This is a genomic window from Streptomyces sp. NBC_00287, from assembly GCF_036173105.1.
Classification (GTDB): Bacteria; Actinomycetota; Actinomycetes; order Streptomycetales; family Streptomycetaceae; genus Streptomyces.
Window position 1 is genome coordinate 1099917 of the sequence record NZ_CP108053.1, and the last position, 20105, is coordinate 1120021.

The window sequence follows — 20105 nt, forward strand, 5'->3', positions numbered from 1 at the left end:
CAACCGAACAGAAGGACCACCGATGTTCCGCTCCCGCAGAGCCCCCCGGCTCGCCGCCGCGCTCGCCTCCTCCCTGCTGCTCCTCACCGCCGCCACGGCCTGCGGCGACGACGACTCGGACGCCGACACCTCGGGCACCGACCCGAAGGCAAGCGCCTCCGGCGGCGCCGCCTTCCCGGTCACCATCGCGCACAAGTACGGTAGTACGACGGTCGAGTCCGAGCCGAAGCGGATCGTCACCGTCGGCCTCACCGACCAGGACTCGGTCCTCGCCCTCGGCAAGGTCCCGGTCGGCACCACCGAGTGGCTCGGCGGCTACAAGGGCGCCGTCGGCCCCTGGGCCGAGGACAAGCTCGCCGGGGCCGAGGCGCCGACCGTGCTCAAGGACACCGGCACCGGGCCGCAGGTGGAGAAGATCGCCGCGCTCAAGCCGGACCTGATCCTCGCCGTGTACGGCGGGCTCACCAAGGAGCAGTACGAGTCGCTGTCCAAGTTCGCCCCCGTCGTCGCCCAGCCCAAGCAGTACAACGACTACGGCGTGCCCTGGCAGGAGCAGACCGAGACGATCGGCAAGGCGCTGGGCAAGCCGGAGGAGGCCACTGCGGCCGTCAAGGAGACCGAGGACACGATCGCGGCAGCCGTCAAGGAGCACCCCGAGTTCGCGGGGAAGTCGGCCGTGATGGCGACGCCGTACGAGGGCATGTTCGTCTTCGGGAGCCAGGACCCGCGCTCGCACCTCCTCACCGACCTCGGCTTCTCGCTGCCGAAGGATCTGGACAAGGCGATCGGCGACCAGTTCGGCGCGAACATCAGCAAGGAGCGCACCGACCTGCTCGACCAGGACGCGATCGTGTGGCAGGTCGCCGACGTGGTCAAGGACGCCGACAAGCTGCACAAGGACGCCTCGTACAAGGATCTGGGCGTGGTCGGGGAAGGCCGCGAGGTCTACGTCGACGAGGCGAGCGACTACGGCAACGCGCTCTCCATGGGCACGGTCCTGAGCCTGCCGTACGTCGTCGAGCGGCTGGTCCCGCAGCTCGCCGCGGCCGTCGACGGCAAGGCGGACACGAAGGTGGACCAGCCCGCGTCCTGACCCACATGAGGGGGGGCGGCCCCGCGGCCGCCCCCCTTCTCACGCGCTCAGCTGTCCATGGCCTCGGCGAGGCTCCGCGGCCGCATGTCGGTCCAGTGCGTCTCGACGTACTCCAGGCAGGCCTGCCGCGCCGCGGGCCCGTGGACCACCCGCCAGCCGGCCGGTACGTCGGCGAAGTCCGGCCACAGGCTGTGCTGGTTCTCGTCGTTGACGAGCACCAGGTAGACGCCCTCGGGGTCCTCGAAGGGATTGCTCATGCTCTTCCTCTCCTCAGGGTCCTACGGTCGACGATTGCGCTCTGCCCGTGCGACGAGCCCTTCCAGCGCCCGGAACCATGTCTCGGCGAGGTCCTGAACCGTCTCGCGCGCCAGCAGGCCTTCCAGATAAGACCAGTGGGCGGCCAGCACCGGCCCGTCCGCCCGGTCCTCGGTCACCACGTCGACGGTCAGGGCGTGGCCCTGCCGCATCGCGGGCCCGGGTCCGATGTCGGCCGCGTCCTCCTCGGGCGCGTACGACCAGTCCGTCTCCTCGGGGATGCCGAACCGGCCCAGGTAGTTGAACTCGACGCGGGCCGGTTCCCGGGCGGCCAGCACCTCGCGGGTGCGGGGGTTGAGGTGGCGCAGCAGGCCGTAGCCGACGCCGTTCGCGGGCAGCGACGCCAGATGCTCGCGCACCCGGCGTACGGCGTCCTCGGCCGCCTGTCCGCCCGCGAAGGCCTCGGCGGGGTCGACCGGTCCCGGAGCGAGCCGTACCGGGAAGACGCTGGTGAACCAGCCGACCGTACGGGAGAGATCGGCGCTGTCCCCGGCCAGTTCCTCCTCGCGGCCGTGGCCCTCCAGGTCGATCAGGACCGAGGTGTCGGTTCCGCCGGCGCGCCGCCGCCAGTCGGCGAAGGCGAGCGCGAGCCCCGCGAGCAGCACGTCGTTGACCCCGGCGCCGAACACCGCGGGCACGGCGGACAGCAGCGGTCCGGTGTGTTCGGCAGGCAGCCGCAGGACGACCTCCCGCTGGGTCGCGGTGGTGTCGCGGTCCGGGTCCAGGGCGCGGGCGAGCGGGAAGGGCTGGGTGCCGCCGTCCAATACGGCTGTCCAGACCGGGAGTTCCGCCTCCCGGGCAGGCTCCTGCGCCCGCTCGGTGAGCAGCCGGGCCCAGCGGGCGAAGGAGGTCTCCACCGGGTCGAGCCGCACCGCGCGCCCGGCGGACACGTCCTGCCAGGCCGCCGCCAGGTCCGGCAGCAGCACCCGCCAGGACACCCCGTCGACGACGAGATGGTGGGCCATCAGCAGCAGCCGTCCGGGCGCTTCGCCCGCGTCGAACCACACCGCCCGCACCAGGGCGCCCGCGTCCGGATCCAGCAACGCCCGTGCCGCATGGGCGTGTTCGCGTACGGCATCGCTCAGAGCCTCGGCATCGAGCCCGGCCACGTCCACCCGGTCGAGCCACCCGGCGGCGTCGACCGCGCCGACCGGCGGGACGTGCAGCGACCAGTCCTCGGTGGTCTCCCGCGAGGGCCGCACCAGCCTGGCCCGCAGCAGGTCGTGCCGGTCGGCCAGGGCCTGGAGCACGGCGGTCAGACCCGCCAGGTCCAGCTCCGCGGGCGTACGGACGAGCGCGGACTGGTGGTACGTCGAGAAGGGGCCGCCCAGTTCGCGCAGCCAGTGCATGACCGGCGTGAGCGGGATGGTTCCGGTGCCGTCGTCCTCAAGGCGCGGCGCGGCGGTGTCGGCGACCGTGCTCAGCGCGGCGACCGTGCGGTGCCGGAAGACGAGCCGCGGAGTGATCCGTACGCCCGCCGCCCGGGCCCGGCCGACGAGCTGCATCGCCACGATGCTGTCGCCGCCCAGAGCGAAGAAGTCGTCGTCCACGCCAACCTGTTCGAGCCCCAGCACTTCGGCGAAGACCGCGCAGAGCGTCTCTTCCACGGGCGTGGCGGGCCCGCGCCCGGAGGACAGGGCGGAGAAGTCAGGTGCGGGCAGGGCGGCCCGGTCCAGCTTGCCGTTCGCCAGTTGCGGGAACCGGTTCAGCGCGACGACGGCCACCGGGACCATGTGGTCGGGGAGCCGGCCCGCGACATGGCCGCGCAGCTCCGCCGGGTCCGGTACGGCGCCCGGGGAGGCGACCACGTACGCCACCAGCAGCTTGCGCACGCCCTCTTGACGTACCGTCACCAGGGCCTGCCCGACCGTCGGATGAGCGGCGAGTACGGACTCGATCTCGGCCGGTTCGATGCGGAAGCCGCGGATCTTGACCTGGTCGTCGGCCCGGCCGAGATAGTCCAGGCGCCCGTCGGCCGTCCAGCGGGCCAGGTCGCCGGTGCGGTACAGGCGTGATCCGGGCGCGCCGAAGGGGTCGGCCACGAACCGCTCCGCCGTCAGCGCGGGAGCGCCCAGGTAGCCGCGGGCCAGTCCGCCGCCCGCGAGGTACAGCTCGCCCGTCACGCCCGGCGGCACCGGCTGCAGCAGCCCGTCCAGGACGTAGGCCCGAGTACCGGCCACCGGCCGCCCCACCAGCGGCCGTTCACTGTCGCGCACCCGCGCCACCAGGGCGTCCACGGTCGACTCCGTCGGCCCGTACAGGTTGAACGCCTCGGTGCCGCGCAGCTCGGCCAGCCGCCGCCACTGGGCGACCGGTACCGCCTCGCCGCCGACGCCGACGACCGAAAGCGGGCAGTCGTCGCCTTCGAGCAGTCCGCTGTCTGCCATCTGCGCGAACAGCGACGGCGTGACCTCCAGGAAGTCGAAGCGGTGCTCGCGCACGGCCGCCGCGAGCAGTTCGGGGTCGCGCCGGACCTCCTCGGAGACGATGTGGACGCAGTGCCCGTCCAGCAGCCACAGCTGGGGCTGCCAGGAGGCGTCGAAGAAGAACGACCAGGCGTGTCCGGCCCTCAGATGCCGCCGTCCCGTGGCCTCGATGGCGGATCGGTACAGCGTCTCGCGGTGGCTGTGGAAGAGGTTGCCGAGGGTCTCGTGGGTGACCACGACTCCCTTGGGACGGCCGGTCGAGCCGGAGGTGTAGATGACATAGGCGGGGTGACGGGGCCTCAGCAGGCGGGTCCGGTCGAGGCCGGTCGCGTCCTGGGCGGCGATCCGCTCGGTCGTGCTGGGCTCGTCCAGGACCAGCCGCTCGGTGCCCGTGGGCAGGATGCCCGTGAACTCGCGGGTGGTGAGCGTCACTACGGGGCGGGCGTCGTCGAGGACGTCGGCCGTGCGTTCCCGCGGCGCGTCCGGGTCGAGCGGCAGATAGGCCGCGCCCGCCTTGTGCACCGCGAGGACGGCCACCAGGAACCGTGCGGTGCGCGGCAGCGCCAGCGCCACGAACCGCTCGGGACCCGCGCCGAGTTCCACCAGCAGCCGGGCGAGCCGGTTGGCCTCCGTGTCGAGCTCGGCGAAGGTGAGCTCGACGCCGTCGGACGCCGCCGCTGGCAGCTCGGGGCACTCGCGCACCCGCTGCTCGAACAGCGCGGGCACGGTCGTCGGCGCGCCAAGGGCAGGCCTGCTGTGCCAACCCCCTTGCAGGCGCTGTCGTTCGTGCGCGTCGAGGATGTCGATCCGGCCCACGGTGACGTCCGGGTCAGCGGCCACGGCTCGTAGGACGCGCCGCAGCCGGTCGGCGAAGGACTGCGCGGTGGCGTGGTCGAACAGATCGGCGCTGTACTCCAACACGCCGTCGACACCGCCGCTGCCGTCGGCGCGCTCCACGAAGTCGAAGGACAGATCGAACTTGGCCGTCGTCTGCGCCACGTCGTCCCGGCGGGCGCGCAGCCCGTCGAGCCCCGCGTCCTCCTCACCGGCCGCCAGATACACCACCATCACCTGGAACAGCGGGTGCCGGGCGAGCGAGCGGGCCGGATTGAGCACCTCCACCAGCCGCTCGAACGGGACGTCCTGGTGGTCGAAGGCCGCGAGATCGCTCTCCCGCACCCGGGCCAGCAGCTCCCGGAAGGTGGGGTCGCCGGAGGTGTCGGTGCGCAGCACCAGGGTGTTGAGGAAGAACCCGACCAGGTCCTCGAGGGCCGCGTCGGTGCGCCCGGAGATCGGGCTGCCGATCGGGATGTCGTGCCCGGCGCCCAGCCGGGTGAGCAGGGTCGCCGCCGCGGCCTGGAGCACCATGAAGACGCTGACGCCGTTGTCGCGGGCCAACCGGTGCAGTTCCGCGGCCAGTTCGGCGTCGAGGGAGAGATCGGCCGAGCCTCCCCGGTAGCTGGCCTCCAGCGGCCGCGGCCGGTCGGCGGGCAGCGCCAGTTCCTCGGGCAGCCCGGCCAACGCCCACTTCCAGTAGGCGATCTGCTGCTCACCGACCTCGGCGAGCAGCTGTTCCTGCCACAGCGTGTAGTCGGCGTACTGAACCGGCAGCGGCGCCCACTCCGGCGCCCGCCCCCGGGTACGGGAGGCGTAGGCGAGGGCCAGATCCCGGTTCAGGGGGGCGTCCGACCACTCGTCACCGGCGACGTGATGCAGCAGGAGCAGCAGGGTCCACTGATCCTCACCGGTGCGGAACACATGGACACGCAACGGGGGTTCGCGGTCCAGGGCGAAGCCGTACGCCCCCGCCTCCGCCAGCCGCTCGGCGAGCTGCTCCTCGTCGGTGTCCGCCACCTCGAACGGGATGTGGACCTCGTCCGGTGCCAGCACCCGCTGATACGCCCGGCCCTCCTCGTCGGGGAAGACCGTGCGCAGCGTCTCGTGCCGTACGACCAGATCGTGCACCGCGGCCCGCAGCGCCTCGACGTCCAGCGCCCCGGTCAGCCGCCAGGCCGAGGGGATGTTGTACGTCGCACTGGGGCCCTCCACCTGGTACAGCACCCACAGCCGCCGCTGGGCCGAGGAGAGCGGCAGCCGCTCGGGGCGCGGGCGGACCGTGAGCTCCGGGCGGGCGGCGGCGGGAGCCGTACCGGTCTGCGCGAGCCGGGCCACCGTCCGCGCCTCGAACACCGTGCGCAGGGACACCTCGACGCCGAGTGCGGCACGGATCCGCGCGGCCAGTCGCATGGCCAGCAGGGAGTGACCGCCCAGGGCGAAGAAGTCGTCATCGACGCCGACCCCGGGCAGGCCCAGGGCGTCGGCGAACAGGCCGCAGAGGATCTCCTCGCGGGGTGTGCGCGGCCGCCCGCCCACGGAGCTCTCGGCGGCGAAGTCGGGCACGGGCAGGGCACTGCGGTCCAGCTTGCCGTTGGGCGTGAGCGGCAGCGCGCACAGGGGGACGAAGGCGGCGGGGACCATGTGCTCGGGCAGGGCGGCGGCGCTGTGGCGGCGCAGCTCCGCCGGGTCCGCGGTGTCTCCGGCGGCCGGTACGAGGTAGGCCACGAGCCGCTGTTCGTGCGCGACGACGACGGCGTGCCCGACGGACGGATGCCGGGCGAGGACCGCCTCCACCTCGCCGGGTTCGATGCGCATACCGCGGAGCTTGACCTGGTCGTCGGTGCGGCCGAGGAAGTCGAGCGTGCCGTCGGGCAGCCACCGGGCCAGGTCGCCCGTGCGGTACATCCGGGCGCCGGGCCCGCCGTACGGGTCCGCGACGAACCGCTCGGCGGTGAGACCAGGGCGGTGGAGGTAGCCGCGGGCGAGCTGGACGCCCGCGAGGTACAGCTCCCCCGCGACACCCGGCGGCACCGGGCGCAGGGCGGCGTCCAGGATGTAGGCGCGGGTGTTCCACACCGGGCGGCCGATGGTCACCTGGCCGACCCCGGTGGGCACCTCGGTCGCCGTGACGTCGACGGACGCCTCCGTGGGGCCGTACAGGTTGTGCAGCCGGGCGGGCAGGCGACGGTGGAAGCGCTCGGCCACCGCGAGCGGCAGCGCCTCGCCGCTGCACATCACCTGGCGCAGTCCCATGCAGTGCGCGGCGGCCGGCTCCTCCAGGAACACCTGGAGCATCGAGGGCACGAAGTGCGCGGTGGTGACGCCCTGTTCCTGGATCAGCGCGGCCAGGCGGGCCGGGTCCCGGTGGGCCTCCGGCGGCGCAACCACCAGCGTGGCTCCGGTGATCAGCGGCCAGAAGAACTCCCACACCGACACATCGAACCCGGCCGGGGTCTTCTGCAGTACCCGGTCCTCGGCCGTGAGTCCGTAGGCGTCCTGCATCCACAGCAGGCGGTTGGCGATGCCCTCGTGCGGGACGACGACTCCCTTCGGGCGGCCCGTCGACCCCGAGGTGTAGATGACATAGGCGGGACTCAACGGGTCGTATGCGGCGGGGAGTTCACCCTCGGCGCCGCCCGGCAGCGCGTCCCGGATCACGCACACGGGCCGCGCGTCGTCCAGCGTGAACGCCAGCCGCTCCGCCGGATGGCCGGCGTCCAGCGGCAGATACGCCCCACCGGCTCTGTGCACCGCGAGCAGCGCCACCACCAGCTCGACCGACCGAGGCAGTGCCACGCCCACTGTGCGCTCGGGGCCGACGCCCATCCCGGCCAGGACCCGTGCCGTGTGCTCGACTCGGGCGTCCAACTCGGCGTAGGTCAGGCGCTGTTCGCCGAAGACGAGGGCAAGGGCGTCCGGTGTGCGGGCGGCCTGGGCGCGGAACAGTTCCGGCAGGGTCGTCGGAGCGACCTCGTGCGCGGTGTCGTTCCATCCCTCGATCACCAGGTGACGTTCGTCGGCGTCCAGGAGGTCCAGGTCACGGACCGGCAGGTCCGGATCGGCAGCCACCTGTTCCAGCAACCGGATCAAGTGCCGCGCGAGCCGACGCGCGGTCGCTTCGTCGCACAGGTCGAGCGCGTGCTCCAGGAGCAGCAGCAGACGGCCAGGACCGGTCTCGTCCACGAAGGTGAAGTGGAGGTCGAACTTGGCCGTCCCGGTGTCCATGTCGAACCACTCGGTGGGCAGTTCGAGCACGTCGGGGTCGCCGTCGGGCCGGTAGTGGTAACCGAGCATGACCTGGAAGAGCGGGTTGCGGCCGGTCACCCGGGGCGGGTTGAGTGCCTCGACGACGTGGTCGAAGGGCAGGTCCTGGTGCTCGAAGGCCGCCAGGTCGCCCTCCCGCACCCGGGCCAGCAGCTCCCGGAAGGTGGGGGCGCCGGAGGTGTCGGTGCGCAGGACGAGGGTGTTGACGAAGAAGCCGACCAGGTCGTTGAGCGCCTCGTCGGCGCGGCCCGCGACGGGGGCGCCCAGCGGGATGTCCTCCCCCGCGCCCAGCCGGTGCAGCAGCGCGGCAGTGGCGGCCTGGAACAGCATGAACATGCTGGTGCCGGTGGCGCGGGACAGTTCGCGCAGGGCGCGGCCGGTGCCGGGGTCCAGCTCCAGGCGGACCCGGCCGCCGCGTCCGGTGGGCTCGTCCGGGCGGGGCCGGTCGAGGGGCAGGGGCAGTTCCTCGGGGAGTTCGCGCAGGGTCTCGGTCCAGTGGGCGAGTTGTCCGGCGCCGACCTGGCCGAGCAGCGTGTCCTGCCAGAGCGTGTAGTCGGCGTACTGGACCGGAAGCGGGGCCCAGTCGGGTGCGCGGCCCTCGCGGCGGGCCAGGTAGGCGGTGGTCAGGTCGGTGAGGAAGGGCCGGTCGGACCACTCGTCGGTGGCGATGTGGTGCAGCATCAGCGCCACCACATGGTCGTCCGGACCGAGCCGCAACACCTCCGCACGCACCGGGAGTTCGGTGCTCAGGTCGAAGGGGCGGCGCTGGGTGGCCTCGATGCGGGCGGCCAGTTCGTGCTCGGAGCAGTCCGCGACGAGGAACTCGGGCTCACCGGCACCTGCGATCCATTGGTATGGCTCACCGTCCTCCTCCAGGATCCGGGTGCGCAAGGTCTCGTGACGGCCGACGACGTCGCTCAACGCGGCACGGAGAGCGTCGAGATCGAGGGCGCCACGCAGCCGGAAGACGAGCGGGAACTTGTACGCGACCGAGCCTCCGGCGATCCGCTCGACCAGCCACAGCCGACGCTGGGCCGCCGACAGCGGGATCCGCTCGGGACGTTCGGCCGCGGGCGCCAGCGCGGGGCGAGCCGGGCGCCCGGCCTCCGCGCGCAGGGCCAGCGCCTCCGGCGTCGGGGCCTCGAACAGGTCCCGGATCGCCAGCTCCGCACCCAGCTCGGTCCGTGCCCGGCTGATCAGCCGGGTCGCGAGCAGCGAATGACCGCCCAGGTCGAAGAAGTTGTCCTCCGCGCCGGTGCGGGGCAGCCCCAGCACCTCGGCGAAGAGCCGGCACAGCACCTCCTCCACAGGCGTGCGCGGCCCGCGCCCCTCCGACAGAGCAACCGCGGGCTCGGCATCCGGCAGCGCCCGTACATCGAGCTTGCCGTTGTCGTTCATCGGCAGCCGCGGCAGCACCACGAAGGCGGCCGGGACCATATAGCCGGGCAGCCTCCGCCCCAGGTCGTCCCGCAAGCGCCGCACCAGCGCGCCCTGACCACGGGTGGCGGTCGGGGTGTTGGCGTAAAGGATCGCCCCGTGGGGGCGATACAGACCCAGAGTGCGGCCAGTCCGTTCGGCGGGCACGAACACGGCGTCGAAGAAACCCGGCTCGTCGGACCATGTGGTCAGCACGCGATAGCCGTACGACTCCCCCAGCTGCCGCAGATCCTCCGGCTCCTCACCGGTGTCCGGCAACGGCTCCGAGTCCATGGCGCGCATCGCGGCCAGGTCGCCCGCCGTGCGCGCGTCAGGGATCCGTCGGACCCGGAACGGCCCGGACCCGTCCAGGTGCCCCCGCAGAGCGCCACGGTCCAGCTCGGGAACCCCATCCAGTCGGACGGCATCCGTCGTGTCGGCGTACAGCACCACGTCGTACCGGTATCGCGTCAGCTCGTTGTGGTGCCGCCCCGCCTTCGTGCGCAGTTCGACGCCGACGCCGAGGGTGGTGAACCAGTCGGGGTCGACGAGGAGTTCCTTCTCCAGGGCAAGTCCGCGGTCCACGGCCCGGCGCAGGGCCTCGGGATCCGCGTCCGTGCGGGCGACCTGGATACCGGTCTGGAACACCCGCGCCTGGCGCAGATCCCGGACATCGCCGAGGAACAGCGCCCCGCCCGGTGCGAGCAGCTCCAGCGCGCCCCGGATCACCTTGCGCAGATGGTCCAGGCTCGGGAAGTACTGGACGACGGAGTTGATGACGACCGTGTCGAAGTACCCGGTCGGCAGTCCGTCCGTCACCTCAGCGGCCTGGCAGCGCAGTTCGACCTTGCGGGCCAGCTCCGGGTCGGCCTTCAGCTCCTCACCGAGCTTGCGGATCACGGGCGCCGCGAAGTCGGTAGCCCAGTACGCCGCGGCGTCCGGGGCGAGTTGAGACAGCAACAGGCCGGAGCCTACGCCGATCTCCAGGACGCGCCTCGGCCCGAGCTCGCGGATCCGCTCGACGGTCGCCTCGCGCCACTCCCGCATCTGCTCCACGGGGATGGGAGCCCCGTCGTAGGAGCTGTCCCAGCCCGCGAAGTCCTCGGTGAAGACGGCGGTGCCGATCTCGGTGTACTCGGCGGAGTAGATCTCCCGCCACTCGCCGATCTGCGCCCGTTCGGCCGCCTGTTGGGCCTCGGCGTCGGGTTCGGCGGGGACGACGTACCCCACGAGCCGCTTCGTGCCGGGCGCGGAGGTGTCGTCGCGGGCGATCACGGCGGCCTGGGAGACCTCGGGGTGCTGGGTGAGCGTGGTCTCGATCTCGCCGAGCTCCACCCGGTGGCCGCGGATCTTGACCTGGTCGTCGGTGCGGCCGAGGAAGTCCAGGTTGCCGTCCGGGCGGCGCCGTACCAGGTCGCCGGTGCGGTACATGCGCTCGCCGGGCTGCCCGTACGGGTCGGCCACGAACCGCTCGGCGGTCAGTGACGGCCGGTCGAGGTAGCCGCGGGCCAGGCCCACTCCGGCGATGTACAGCTCGCCCGCCACGCCCTCCGGCACGGGCCGCAGCCAGGTGTCGAGGATGCGGGCGCGGGTGGCACGGATCGGGCGGCCGACGGTCGGGGTCGCGCTGTCGTGGGTGCCGCCGCCGAGGGTGTTGATCGTGTACTCGGTGGGCCCGTACAGGTTGTAGCCGTAGGTGCCCTCGGTGTCCCGCAGCGTGTTCCACACCGTCTCGGTGACCGCCTCGCCGCCCAGCAGCACCAGCGGCGGACGGTGGCCCTCCAACAGTCCCTCCTCGATGAGGAGATGGGCGTACGTCGGGGTCACGTTCACCACGTCGACGCGGTGCTCCTCGCAGTAGGCCACCAGCGCGGTCGCGTCCCGGCGCAGCTCCTCGTCGCAGATGTGCACCTCGTGGCCCTCGACGAGCCACAGCAGCTCCTCCCAGGACATGTCGAACGCGAACGACACGGTGTGCGCGATGCGCAGCCGCCGTCCGCCGGCCGCGGCGATCGCCGGGGCGAAGATCTCCTTCTGGTGGTTGAGCTGCATGTTCGTCAGGCCGATGTACGGCGTGACGACACCCTTCGGGCGGCCGGTCGAGCCGGAGGTGTAGATGACGTAGGCGGGGTGGTCCAGGCTGAAGTCCCGGGCGACCGGTTCGGTGGAGCGGCCCCTGAGCGTGCCGGGGTCGTCGAGCAGCACGCGCGGGGTGTCATCCGTCAGCGTCCGGGAGACCGCCTCGGTCGTCAGCAGGAGCAGCGGGCGGGCGTCGGCCAGCATCAGCGAGAGCCGTTCGGCCGGGTGGTCCAGCTCCAGCGGCAGATACGCGGCACCGGTGCGCAGCACCGCGAACAGCGCCACCACCGTGTCGATCGAGCGCGGCAGCCCGAGGGCGACGACTTTCTCGGGTCCGGCGCCACGGGCGATCAGCAGCCGGGCCATGCGGTTGCAGCGGGCGTCGAGTTCGGCGTATGTGACGGTCCGGTCGCCGAAGACGAGGGCCGTGGCGTCCGGGGTACGAGCCGCCTGGGCGGCCAGCATGTCCGCCACGGTCTCGTGCGGCACGGGCTGCCGGTGGTCGGCCTCCTCGCGGGCCAGCGCGTCGACCTCGGCGGGCAGCAGCGCGGACAGCGAGCCGACGGCGGCTGACGGGTCGGCCACCAGCCTGCCGACCAGCAGCACGAACCGGTCCAACAGGCCGCGCGCATACGCGTCGTCCAGCAGATCGGGGCGGTAGGCGAGGGTGACGCGCACCCGCTCGCCGGGCGTCACGACAAGGTTGGCCGGGTAGTGGGTGGCGTCCACATTGGCCACCGCCGTCGCTCCGTGCCGCTCGCGCAACTCGGCGAGCCGCTCGTCGGTGTCGGCGTTGCGGAGCACGAACAGCGTGTCGAACAGCCGACGATGCCCCGTCTCGGCCTGGAGGACACCCAGGCCCAGGTACTCGTACGGCATGACCTCCAACCGCTCGCCCTGGACGCGGCGCAGCAGGTCCAGCACCGGCTCCCGCGGATCGAAGGCGATGCGGGCAGGCACGGTGTTGAGGAACATGCCGATGACGTTCTCGACGTCCGGCACCTCGCTGGGCCGCCCGGCGACCGTCGTACCGAACACGATGTCGCTACGGCCGGACGCGCCCGCGAGGACCAGGCCCCAGGCGGCATTCAGCACCGTGTTGAGGGTCAGGCCGTGCTGACGGGCGGTGTCCCGCAGCCGCTCGGCGGTCTCCGCGTCGAGGACGGCGTCCAGGTGCTGCGGGATCACAGGTTCGAGGCCGCGGTCGTCGACGGCCGGCACCAGCAGGGTGGGCTCCTCGAAACCGGCCAGCGCGGCACGCCACGCCCGGGTCGCCTCGGCGTCGTCCTGGCGCTCCAGCCAGGTCAAATAGTCGCGGTACGAGCCGGGGCGGGCGAGGTCGGCGGGGTCGCCGCCGCTCTCGTACAGGGCGAACAGCTGGTCCAGGAACAGCCAGGCCGACCAGCCGTCCCACAGGATCAGATGACGGCCGATCACGAGCCGGTCGCCGCGCCCGTCCCCGAGCCGTACGAGCAGCATCCGGAACAGCAGCGGGCGAGTCAGGTCGAAGCGCTGGGACCGCTCCTCGCCCATCAAGTCCCGCATCCGCCGGTCCTGTTCGGCTGCGGGCAGCCCTGACAGGTCCACCTCGGTCAGCGGGATCTCGGCATCCCGCACGATGAACTGCACCGGCTGGCGCAGCCCTTCGCTGGTGAACCCGGCGCGCAGCGAGGGGTTGCCGGCCAGCAGGGTGCGGATCGCGGCCCGCAGGCGCTCGGCGTCCACACGTCCGGTGAAGTCGAAGGACTCGTGGACGGTGTAGACGTCCAGGGCGCTGTCGTCGTACGTGGAGTGGAAGAACAGGCCCTCCTGGAGAGGGGCGAGGGGCCAGACGTCCTCGATCAGGCCGGGGGCCAGCCGCTCGACACCGGCCCGATCCTCCTCGGTGAGGCTGAACTCGGACGCCAGCGCCTTCGAGGGCTCGGCCAGGGTCGCGGCGGTCGCGAGCGCGGCCGGGGTGCGGTGCTCGAAGACGTCACGCGGGCCGAGCACCAGTCCGGCCCGGCGGGCCCGGCTGGCGACGGCAATGGAGCTGATGCTGTCGCCGCCGAGCAGGAAGAAGTCGTCGTCGACACCGACGTCCGGCAGCTTCAGTACGGCGGCGAAGATCTCGGTGAGCAGCTGTTCCCGGGGGTTCTGCGGTGCCCGGGCCGCGGCTCGTTCCGCCTGCGGGGCCGGCAGCGCGTTCCGGTCGAGCTTGCCGCTGGGGGTCAGCGGCAAGGCGTCCAGGACGACGTAGGAGGCGGGCACCATGGGCGCGGGAAGCGAACCCGCGAGGGCCTCGCGCACTCCGGCCGGGTCGAGGGACGCGCCTGCCTGTGGTACGAGGTAGGCCACGAGCGCGTTGTCCCGTACCGTCACCGCGGCCTGGGCTACGACCGGCAGCCGGGTCAGCGCGGCCTCGATCTCGCCGGGCTCGATGCGGTTGCCGCGCAGCTTGACCTGCCGGTCGGTGCGGCCCAGGTACTCGATCACGCCGTCGGGGCGGCGCCGGACCAGGTCTCCCGTGCGGTACATGCGGCTGCCGGGCGGCCCGTAGGGGTCGGCGGTGAAGCGCTCGGCGGTCAGTGCGGGGCGGGCGTGGTAGCCGCGGGCGAGTTGGACGCCGGTCAGGTACAGCTCGCCGGGGACGCCGTCGGGGACCGGACGCAGACAGACGTCCAGCACGCGCAGGGCGGTGTTCCACACCGGTCGGCCGATGGGCACGGAGGGGCCCTCGTCGGTGCCCTCGCAGGGGTGGTGGGTGACATCGACGGCGGCCTCGGTGGGGCCGTACAGGTTGTGGAGCGGTACGCCCGTCAGCTCCCGCCAGCGGTGGGCGGCACCGGCCGGGAGCGCCTCGCCACTGCTGAACACGCGGCGCAGGGAGGCTGCCCAGGTGGGGTCGGCGGTCACCTCGTCCGACTGGAGGAAGGCTTCCAGCATGGACGGCACGAAGTGCAGGGTGGTGACGCCCTGTTCACGGACCAGCGTGGCCAGGTAGGCGGGGTCGCGGTGTCCGTCGGGACGGGCGAGGACCACGGCCGCGCCTTCGAGGAGCGGCCAGAAGAACTCCCACACGGAGACGTCGAAGCTGGACGGCGTCTTCTGGAGAACCCGGTCGTCGGGCGCGAGCCCGTACTCGCCCTGCATCCAGGCGAGCCGGTTGACGATGGCGCGGTGGGTGACGATGACGCCCTTGGGGAGGCCGGTGGAGCCGGAGGTGTAGATGAGGTAGGCGGGGTCGTCGGGGTGGGGGGTGTGTGCGGGGGCGGGCTCGGCCGGGTCTTCTTCGGCGTCCAGCAGCAGCACCGCATTGGCCGCCCGCTCCGGCAGCCGTTCCGCGTCCGCGGACAGCGTGACGACCGTCGTGGCGCCGGAGTCGGCGAGCATGTGGGCGATGCGGTCGGCCGGGTAATCCAGGTCGACCGGCAGATAGGCGGCGCCCGACTTCAGTACGCCGAGCAGCGCCACCATCAGCTCGGCCGACCGGGGCACGGCCACCGCGACGAAGGTTCCCGGACCGGCACCGCGGCCGCGCAGCCGTACGGCCAACTCCTCGGCGCGTGCGTCGAGTTCGGCGTAGGTCAGCCGCTCGTCCGCGAAGACGACGGCCGTGGCGTCCGGGGTCCGGGCGACCTGCGCCGCGAACGCCTCGGGCAGGGTGATCGACGGGACGAAGCGCTCCTCCCCGGCCGGGTGGGCGCGCAGTGCCTCGTCCGGTGACAGGAGGTCCACGGCGGCGGCCGGGCGTGCCGGATCGGCAGCGAGGGCCTCCAGCATGCGCGCCAGCCGGTCGCCGAGCAGGCGTACGGTGTCGCCGTCCAGGCGCTCAGCGTGGTGCTTGAGCCGCAGATCGAGCCGCTCCCCCGGCTTGACGACAAGGGCGAGCGGATAGTGGACGGTGTCATGGAAGGCGTCGCCGGTGATGCGGACGCTGCCCGAGGCGTCGCGCAGGTCCGTCTCCGCGGGGTAGTTCTCGAACACGACCAGGGTGTCGAAGAGTTCGCCCTCTCCCGCGTGCCCGACGAGCCGCTGGATCTCCGCGAGACCGAGGTGCTGGTGGTCGAGCAGCCGTGCCTGCTCCTCCTGAAGGCGGGTCAGCAGCTCCCCGAGCGCCTCGCCCGAAGCCCAACGCAGCCGGGTCGGAAGGGTGTTGATGAACAGGCCCACCATGGACGCGATGCCGTCGACCTCGCCGTCCCGGCCGGAGACCGTGGTGCCGAACACCACGTCGTCACGCCCGGTGAGACGGCCGAGCAGCAGCCCCCACGCGGCCTGCACGACGGTGCCGAGAGTGACACCGTGCTCGCGGGCGCGCTCCACCAGCCGCGCGGTGGTCCGCTCGGGCAGCTCCACGCGGACATGCGCCGGGTGCACCGGGGCCACGGGGGCGGGGGTGTCGACGAGCCGGGTGGGTTCGTCGAGCCCGGCGAGCGCCGTGCGCCAGGCTTCACGGGCCGCGTCCCGATCCTGTACGGCAAGGCGGCGCAGGAAGGCGCGATACGGGGTGACCTCGGGGAGCGGCGGGGTGTCGGTGCCGTAGCAGGCCATCAGTTCGCGGTGCAGGACGGGCAACGACCAGCCGTCGGCAACAATGTGATGGAACGTCAGGATGAGGCGACTTCGTCGGCCTCCGAAGCGGACCAGGGCGCAGCGCAGCAGTGGTGGTGCGGTCAGGTCGAAGCCCGCGGTCCGTTCGTCCGCCGCCACCGCCTCGCCCAGCGCGGCCCGGACCCCACCGTCCTGCGCCGAGAGGTCGACCTCCCGCCAGGGCAGTTCGGCGCGCCGGGTGATGATCTGCACAGGGGTGCCGTCCGGGCCCTGGCGGAAGGCGGCCCGCAGCGGTGCGTGCCGGTCCAGCAGGTGCTGTGCGGCGCGGCGCAGGGCGGTGCCGTCGACCGGTCCGGACAGATCGAGCACCTGCTGGACGACGTAGAGGTCATCGCGCGTGCCGCTGGTCAGCGAGTGGAAGAAGAAGCCCTGCTGGAGCGGGGTCAGCGGGAGCAGCTCCTCGATGTCGAGGGGCTGCCTGCCCTGGATCTCGGCCAGTTCGGCGGGAGCGACCTCCAGCAGCGGGGCCTGCTCGGCGTGTTCCTCGACGCGCTCGACGGCCGCCTGGGCGAGTGCCTCGACGGTGCGGTGCCGGAAGACATCACGGGTGGTCAGTCCGAGCCCCGACTCCCGTGCACGGATGAGGAGTTGGATGGCGGTAATGCTGTCCCCGCCGAGGGCCAGGAAGTCGTCCTCGGCCGTGACCGAGTCCAGGTCGAGCACCTCGGCGTACAGGCGGCACAGCAGCTTCTCGCGCGGGGTGCTCGGTGCCCGCCCGGAGCTCATCGCCCCGTAGTCCGGGGCGGGCAGCGCCCTCGCGTCGATCTTGCCGCTCGGGGTGATCGGCAGCGCGTGCAGCGGCACCAGCGCCGAGGGGACCATGTAGTCGGGCAGCCATTCGGCGGCGTGTGCGCGCAGGGTTCTCATCAGCGCGGTCACGTCACGGAAGGGGGCGGGGCGGTTGGCGTGCGGGTAGGCGCCGGCGGTCCGGTACAGGCCCGCGTGCGGGTCGGTGAGAGCGAGGACCGCATCGAAGGCGCCGTCGTCGGCGGTGCCGTTCCAGGTCAGCGCCGCCCGGTAGCCGTGCTCGGCGGCCAGGGCGTGGATGTCCTCGGGGTCGACGCCGGGTGCCGGCTCGCGGCTGCTGCCGTCCAGCGTCCGCAGGTCCGCCAGGTCGTCGGCGAGCCGGGCGTTGGGGATGCCGGTGACCCGGATCCGCGGGGGCCGTTCGGTGAACAGTACCTCCAGCCGCCCGACCTCCGCCCACGGGATCTCGCGCTCGTCGGGACCGAGGGCCCGCGGCCCGGGGCACAGCACGACGTCGTACCGGTACCGGTTCAGCTCATTGTGATGGGCGCCCCGTTTGATCCGGATCTCGGCGTCGAACCCGTCGAGGGCCGCGAAGTAGTCCGGATCCAGCAGCAGTTCGCCCTCCCAGCGCACCGACTGCTCCACGGCGGCGCACAGGGCGCTCTTGTCGTCGGTCGCGGCGCGCCGAGTCTCGACGGCCGCGCGCAGGGTGCGCAGCAGCCGCAGATTGCGTACGTCGCCGACGAAGATCCGCCCGCCGGGGGCAAGGAGCCCGGACACCGCGCGCAGGACGTCGGTGAGGTAGTCGGCACTCGGGAAGTACTGGGCCACGGAGTTGAGGACGACGGTGTCAAAGTAGTGGGCGGGCAGTCCGGTCGTGTCGTGCGCGGGCTGGGCGCGCAGTTCCACCCCGGCGATGTCCACTTGGGCACGCAGCGCGCCGATCGCCTCGGAGGAGAGGTCGGTGCCCCAGTAGGCCTCGCAGTCGGGCGCGATCCGGGAAAGGATCAACCCGCTACCGACGCCGATCTCCAGCACCCGGCGGGCCGGACCGAGTTCGCGGATGCGCTCGACCGTCGCCTCCCGCCACTCCCGCATCTCCTCGACGGGAATGGGGAGTCCGTCGTACATGCTGTTCCAGCCCGCGAAGTTCTCCTGGGAGCCCTCCGAACCCGCCGCGCTGTAGAGGAGTTCGTGGACCTGCTTCCACTCCTCCACGTGCGTGCCCGAGCCGTCCAGGTCGGGCACGACGTACGCCACGAGCCGCCGGTCGCCCGGCCGGTCCTCGCGGGCGACGACCGTGACCTGGTCGACGGCCGGGTGGCCACGCAGCACCGACTCGATCTCGCCCGGTTCGATACGGAAGCCGCGGATCTTGAGCTGGGCGTCGGCGCGGCCGAGGAACTCCAGTCGTCCGTCGGCCCGTCGGCGCACGAGGTCGCCGGTGCGGTAGAGCCGCTCGCCGGGTGCGCCGAAGGGGTCGGCGACGAACCGTTCCGCGGTCAGGTCCGGGCGGCCCAGGTAGCCCCGGGCGAGGCCCGCGCCGCCGAGGTACAGCTCGCCGGTGAGGCCTGCGGGAACGGGACGGAGGTTGGCGTCGAGGACATAGGCCCGGGTGCCTGGGTCGGGCACTCCGATCGGCACGATCGCTCCGGCCGGGATGTCCGGGTCGCACAGCCCGAGCGTGGAGTTGGTGGTCGCCTCGGTGGGGCCGTAGGCGTTGAACATCATCCGCCCGCGCGCGTAGCGGCCCACCAGTTCCGGGGAGACCCGCTCGGTGCCCGCCAACAGGGCCGCGGTCGGCGGCAGTTGCACCTCGTCCGGCATCGCGGCGAGCAGCGCGGGCGGCAGGATCATGAAGGTGATGCCGTGTGCGTTCGCGTAGTCGGCGAGCGGCGCGCCCGGCACCCGGCGCTCGGCCGGTACGACGACCAGTCGGCCGCCGGAGAGCAGACCGAGGCACAGGTCCCAGAAGGCGACGTCGAAGCTCGGCGAGGCGAACTGCAGCACCCTGCTGTGCGGGCCGATGCCGAACCGTTCCGTCTGGGTGGCGACGAGCTTCGCGACACCACTGTGGGCGAGGACCACGCCCTTGGGGCGGCCGGTCGAGCCCGAGGTGTAGATGACGTAGGCGGCGCTGTGCACGGTGATCGGTGCGCCGGGATCGTGGGCCGGGCGCCGCGCGAGCTCGTCGGCCGTGCCGGGCGTGTCGAGCACCAGCAGGGCCATGCCGTCCTGCTCGGGAAGGTCCCCGGCGGTCTCCTCGGTGGTGACCATGCAGACGGGTGCGGCGTCGCCGAGCATGTACGCGATGCGGTCCGCCGGGTAGTCGTGGTCGATCGGCAGATAGGCGGCGCCGGACTTGAGGACGGCGACCTCGGCGACGATCAGCTCGATGGAGCGCGGCAGCGCCAGGGCGACGATCCGCTCGGGTCCTGCTCCGCGCGCGAGCAGGGCATGGGCGAGCCGGTTGGCCCGCTCGTCCAGCTCGGCGTAGGTGAGTTCCTGGTCCTCGAAGACGAGGGCGACGGCGTCGGGGCGGCTACGGACCTGCTCGGCGAACATCGCGGGCCAGGTGGCCGCGGGGACGCTGTGCTCGGTGGCGTTCCAGTCGAGGACGACCTGCCGGTACTCCGCCTCCCCCATCAACTCCAGCCGGTCGACGGCGGTTTCCGGGCGGTCGAGTGCGTCGGTCAGCAGGGTCAGGTAGTGGCCGAGCAGCCGGTCGACGGTCGCGCTCTCGAACAGGCGTGGATCGTACGTCGCCCGCGCCTGCCCCTCGCGCACCTCCACCAACAGGTCCACCGGGCCGGGCAGTTCGCCGACGGGCCGTGCGGCCGTGGCGAACGCGGTGTTGAAGAACAGCCCTCCGCCGCGCGTGGGCCGGGGGTGCAATTCGTCGATCAGCATGTCGACGGGCAGCCGGTGGGTTTCGGCGTCCTGCCACGCCTGCTCCACGCGTCGCTGGAGCCCTTGGAAGGTGGGCTCGTGGTCGACGGACACACGTAACGGGATCCCGTCGTGGCCCACGGTGACATCGGCCGTGCCGGTGTAGCGGTGCAGCAGGGCGACGTAGGCGGTGAGCAGTTCGGTGTCCGTGGCGTCCGGGACGCCGGACAGGGTGCGGGTGGCCCGGCCGGGGTCCGGCTCGGGCGGGTGCGGCCGGTCGACGGGCAGCGAGATCTCCAGCGGAAGCGGTGTCAGCAACCGCTGCCAGTAGGCCAGGACTTCCTCGGAACCGCACACGGCAGCGCGCCCTCCCAGGCAGGTCGTTCCCGGCCTGGGCCGGGGATCGGCGCCATAGTAAGGTAAGGGTTACCTAATTTAATAGG

The 20105-nt window shown here is 72.6% G+C and carries 3 protein-coding genes; 1 reads left to right on the forward strand and 2 read right to left on the reverse strand.

The features are described from left to right. Positions 1-22: 22 nt before the first annotated feature. The gene (locus OHT76_RS05350; RefSeq protein ID WP_328869580.1) at positions 23-1093 is read left to right on the forward strand and encodes an iron-siderophore ABC transporter substrate-binding protein; all 1071 of its coding nucleotides are present in this window, start codon (positions 23-25) and stop codon (positions 1091-1093) included. A 47-nt stretch (positions 1094-1140) separates the two neighbouring features. Here OHT76_RS05350 and OHT76_RS05355 read toward each other — a convergent pair whose 3' ends face one another. After that, the gene (locus OHT76_RS05355) at positions 1141-1350 is read right to left on the reverse strand and encodes an MbtH family protein (protein ID WP_328869581.1); all 210 of its coding nucleotides are present in this window, start codon (positions 1348-1350) and stop codon (positions 1141-1143) included. A gap of 21 nt (positions 1351-1371) precedes the next feature. Beyond that, a complete protein-coding gene (locus OHT76_RS05360; RefSeq protein WP_328869582.1) occupies positions 1372-20019 on the reverse strand; it encodes a non-ribosomal peptide synthetase in 18648 nt (6215 codons plus the stop codon). Between the last annotated feature and the right edge of the window lie 86 nt (positions 20020-20105).

Excerpts from the sequence above, each read along its gene's own strand:
- OHT76_RS05350 (WP_328869580.1), top strand. The coding sequence starts at position 23 with ATGTTCCGCTCCCGCAGAGCCCCCCGGCTCGCCGCCGCGCTCGCCTCC.
- OHT76_RS05355 (WP_328869581.1), bottom strand. The coding sequence starts at position 1,350 with ATGAGCAATCCCTTCGAGGACCCCGAGGGCGTCTACCTGGTGCTCGTC.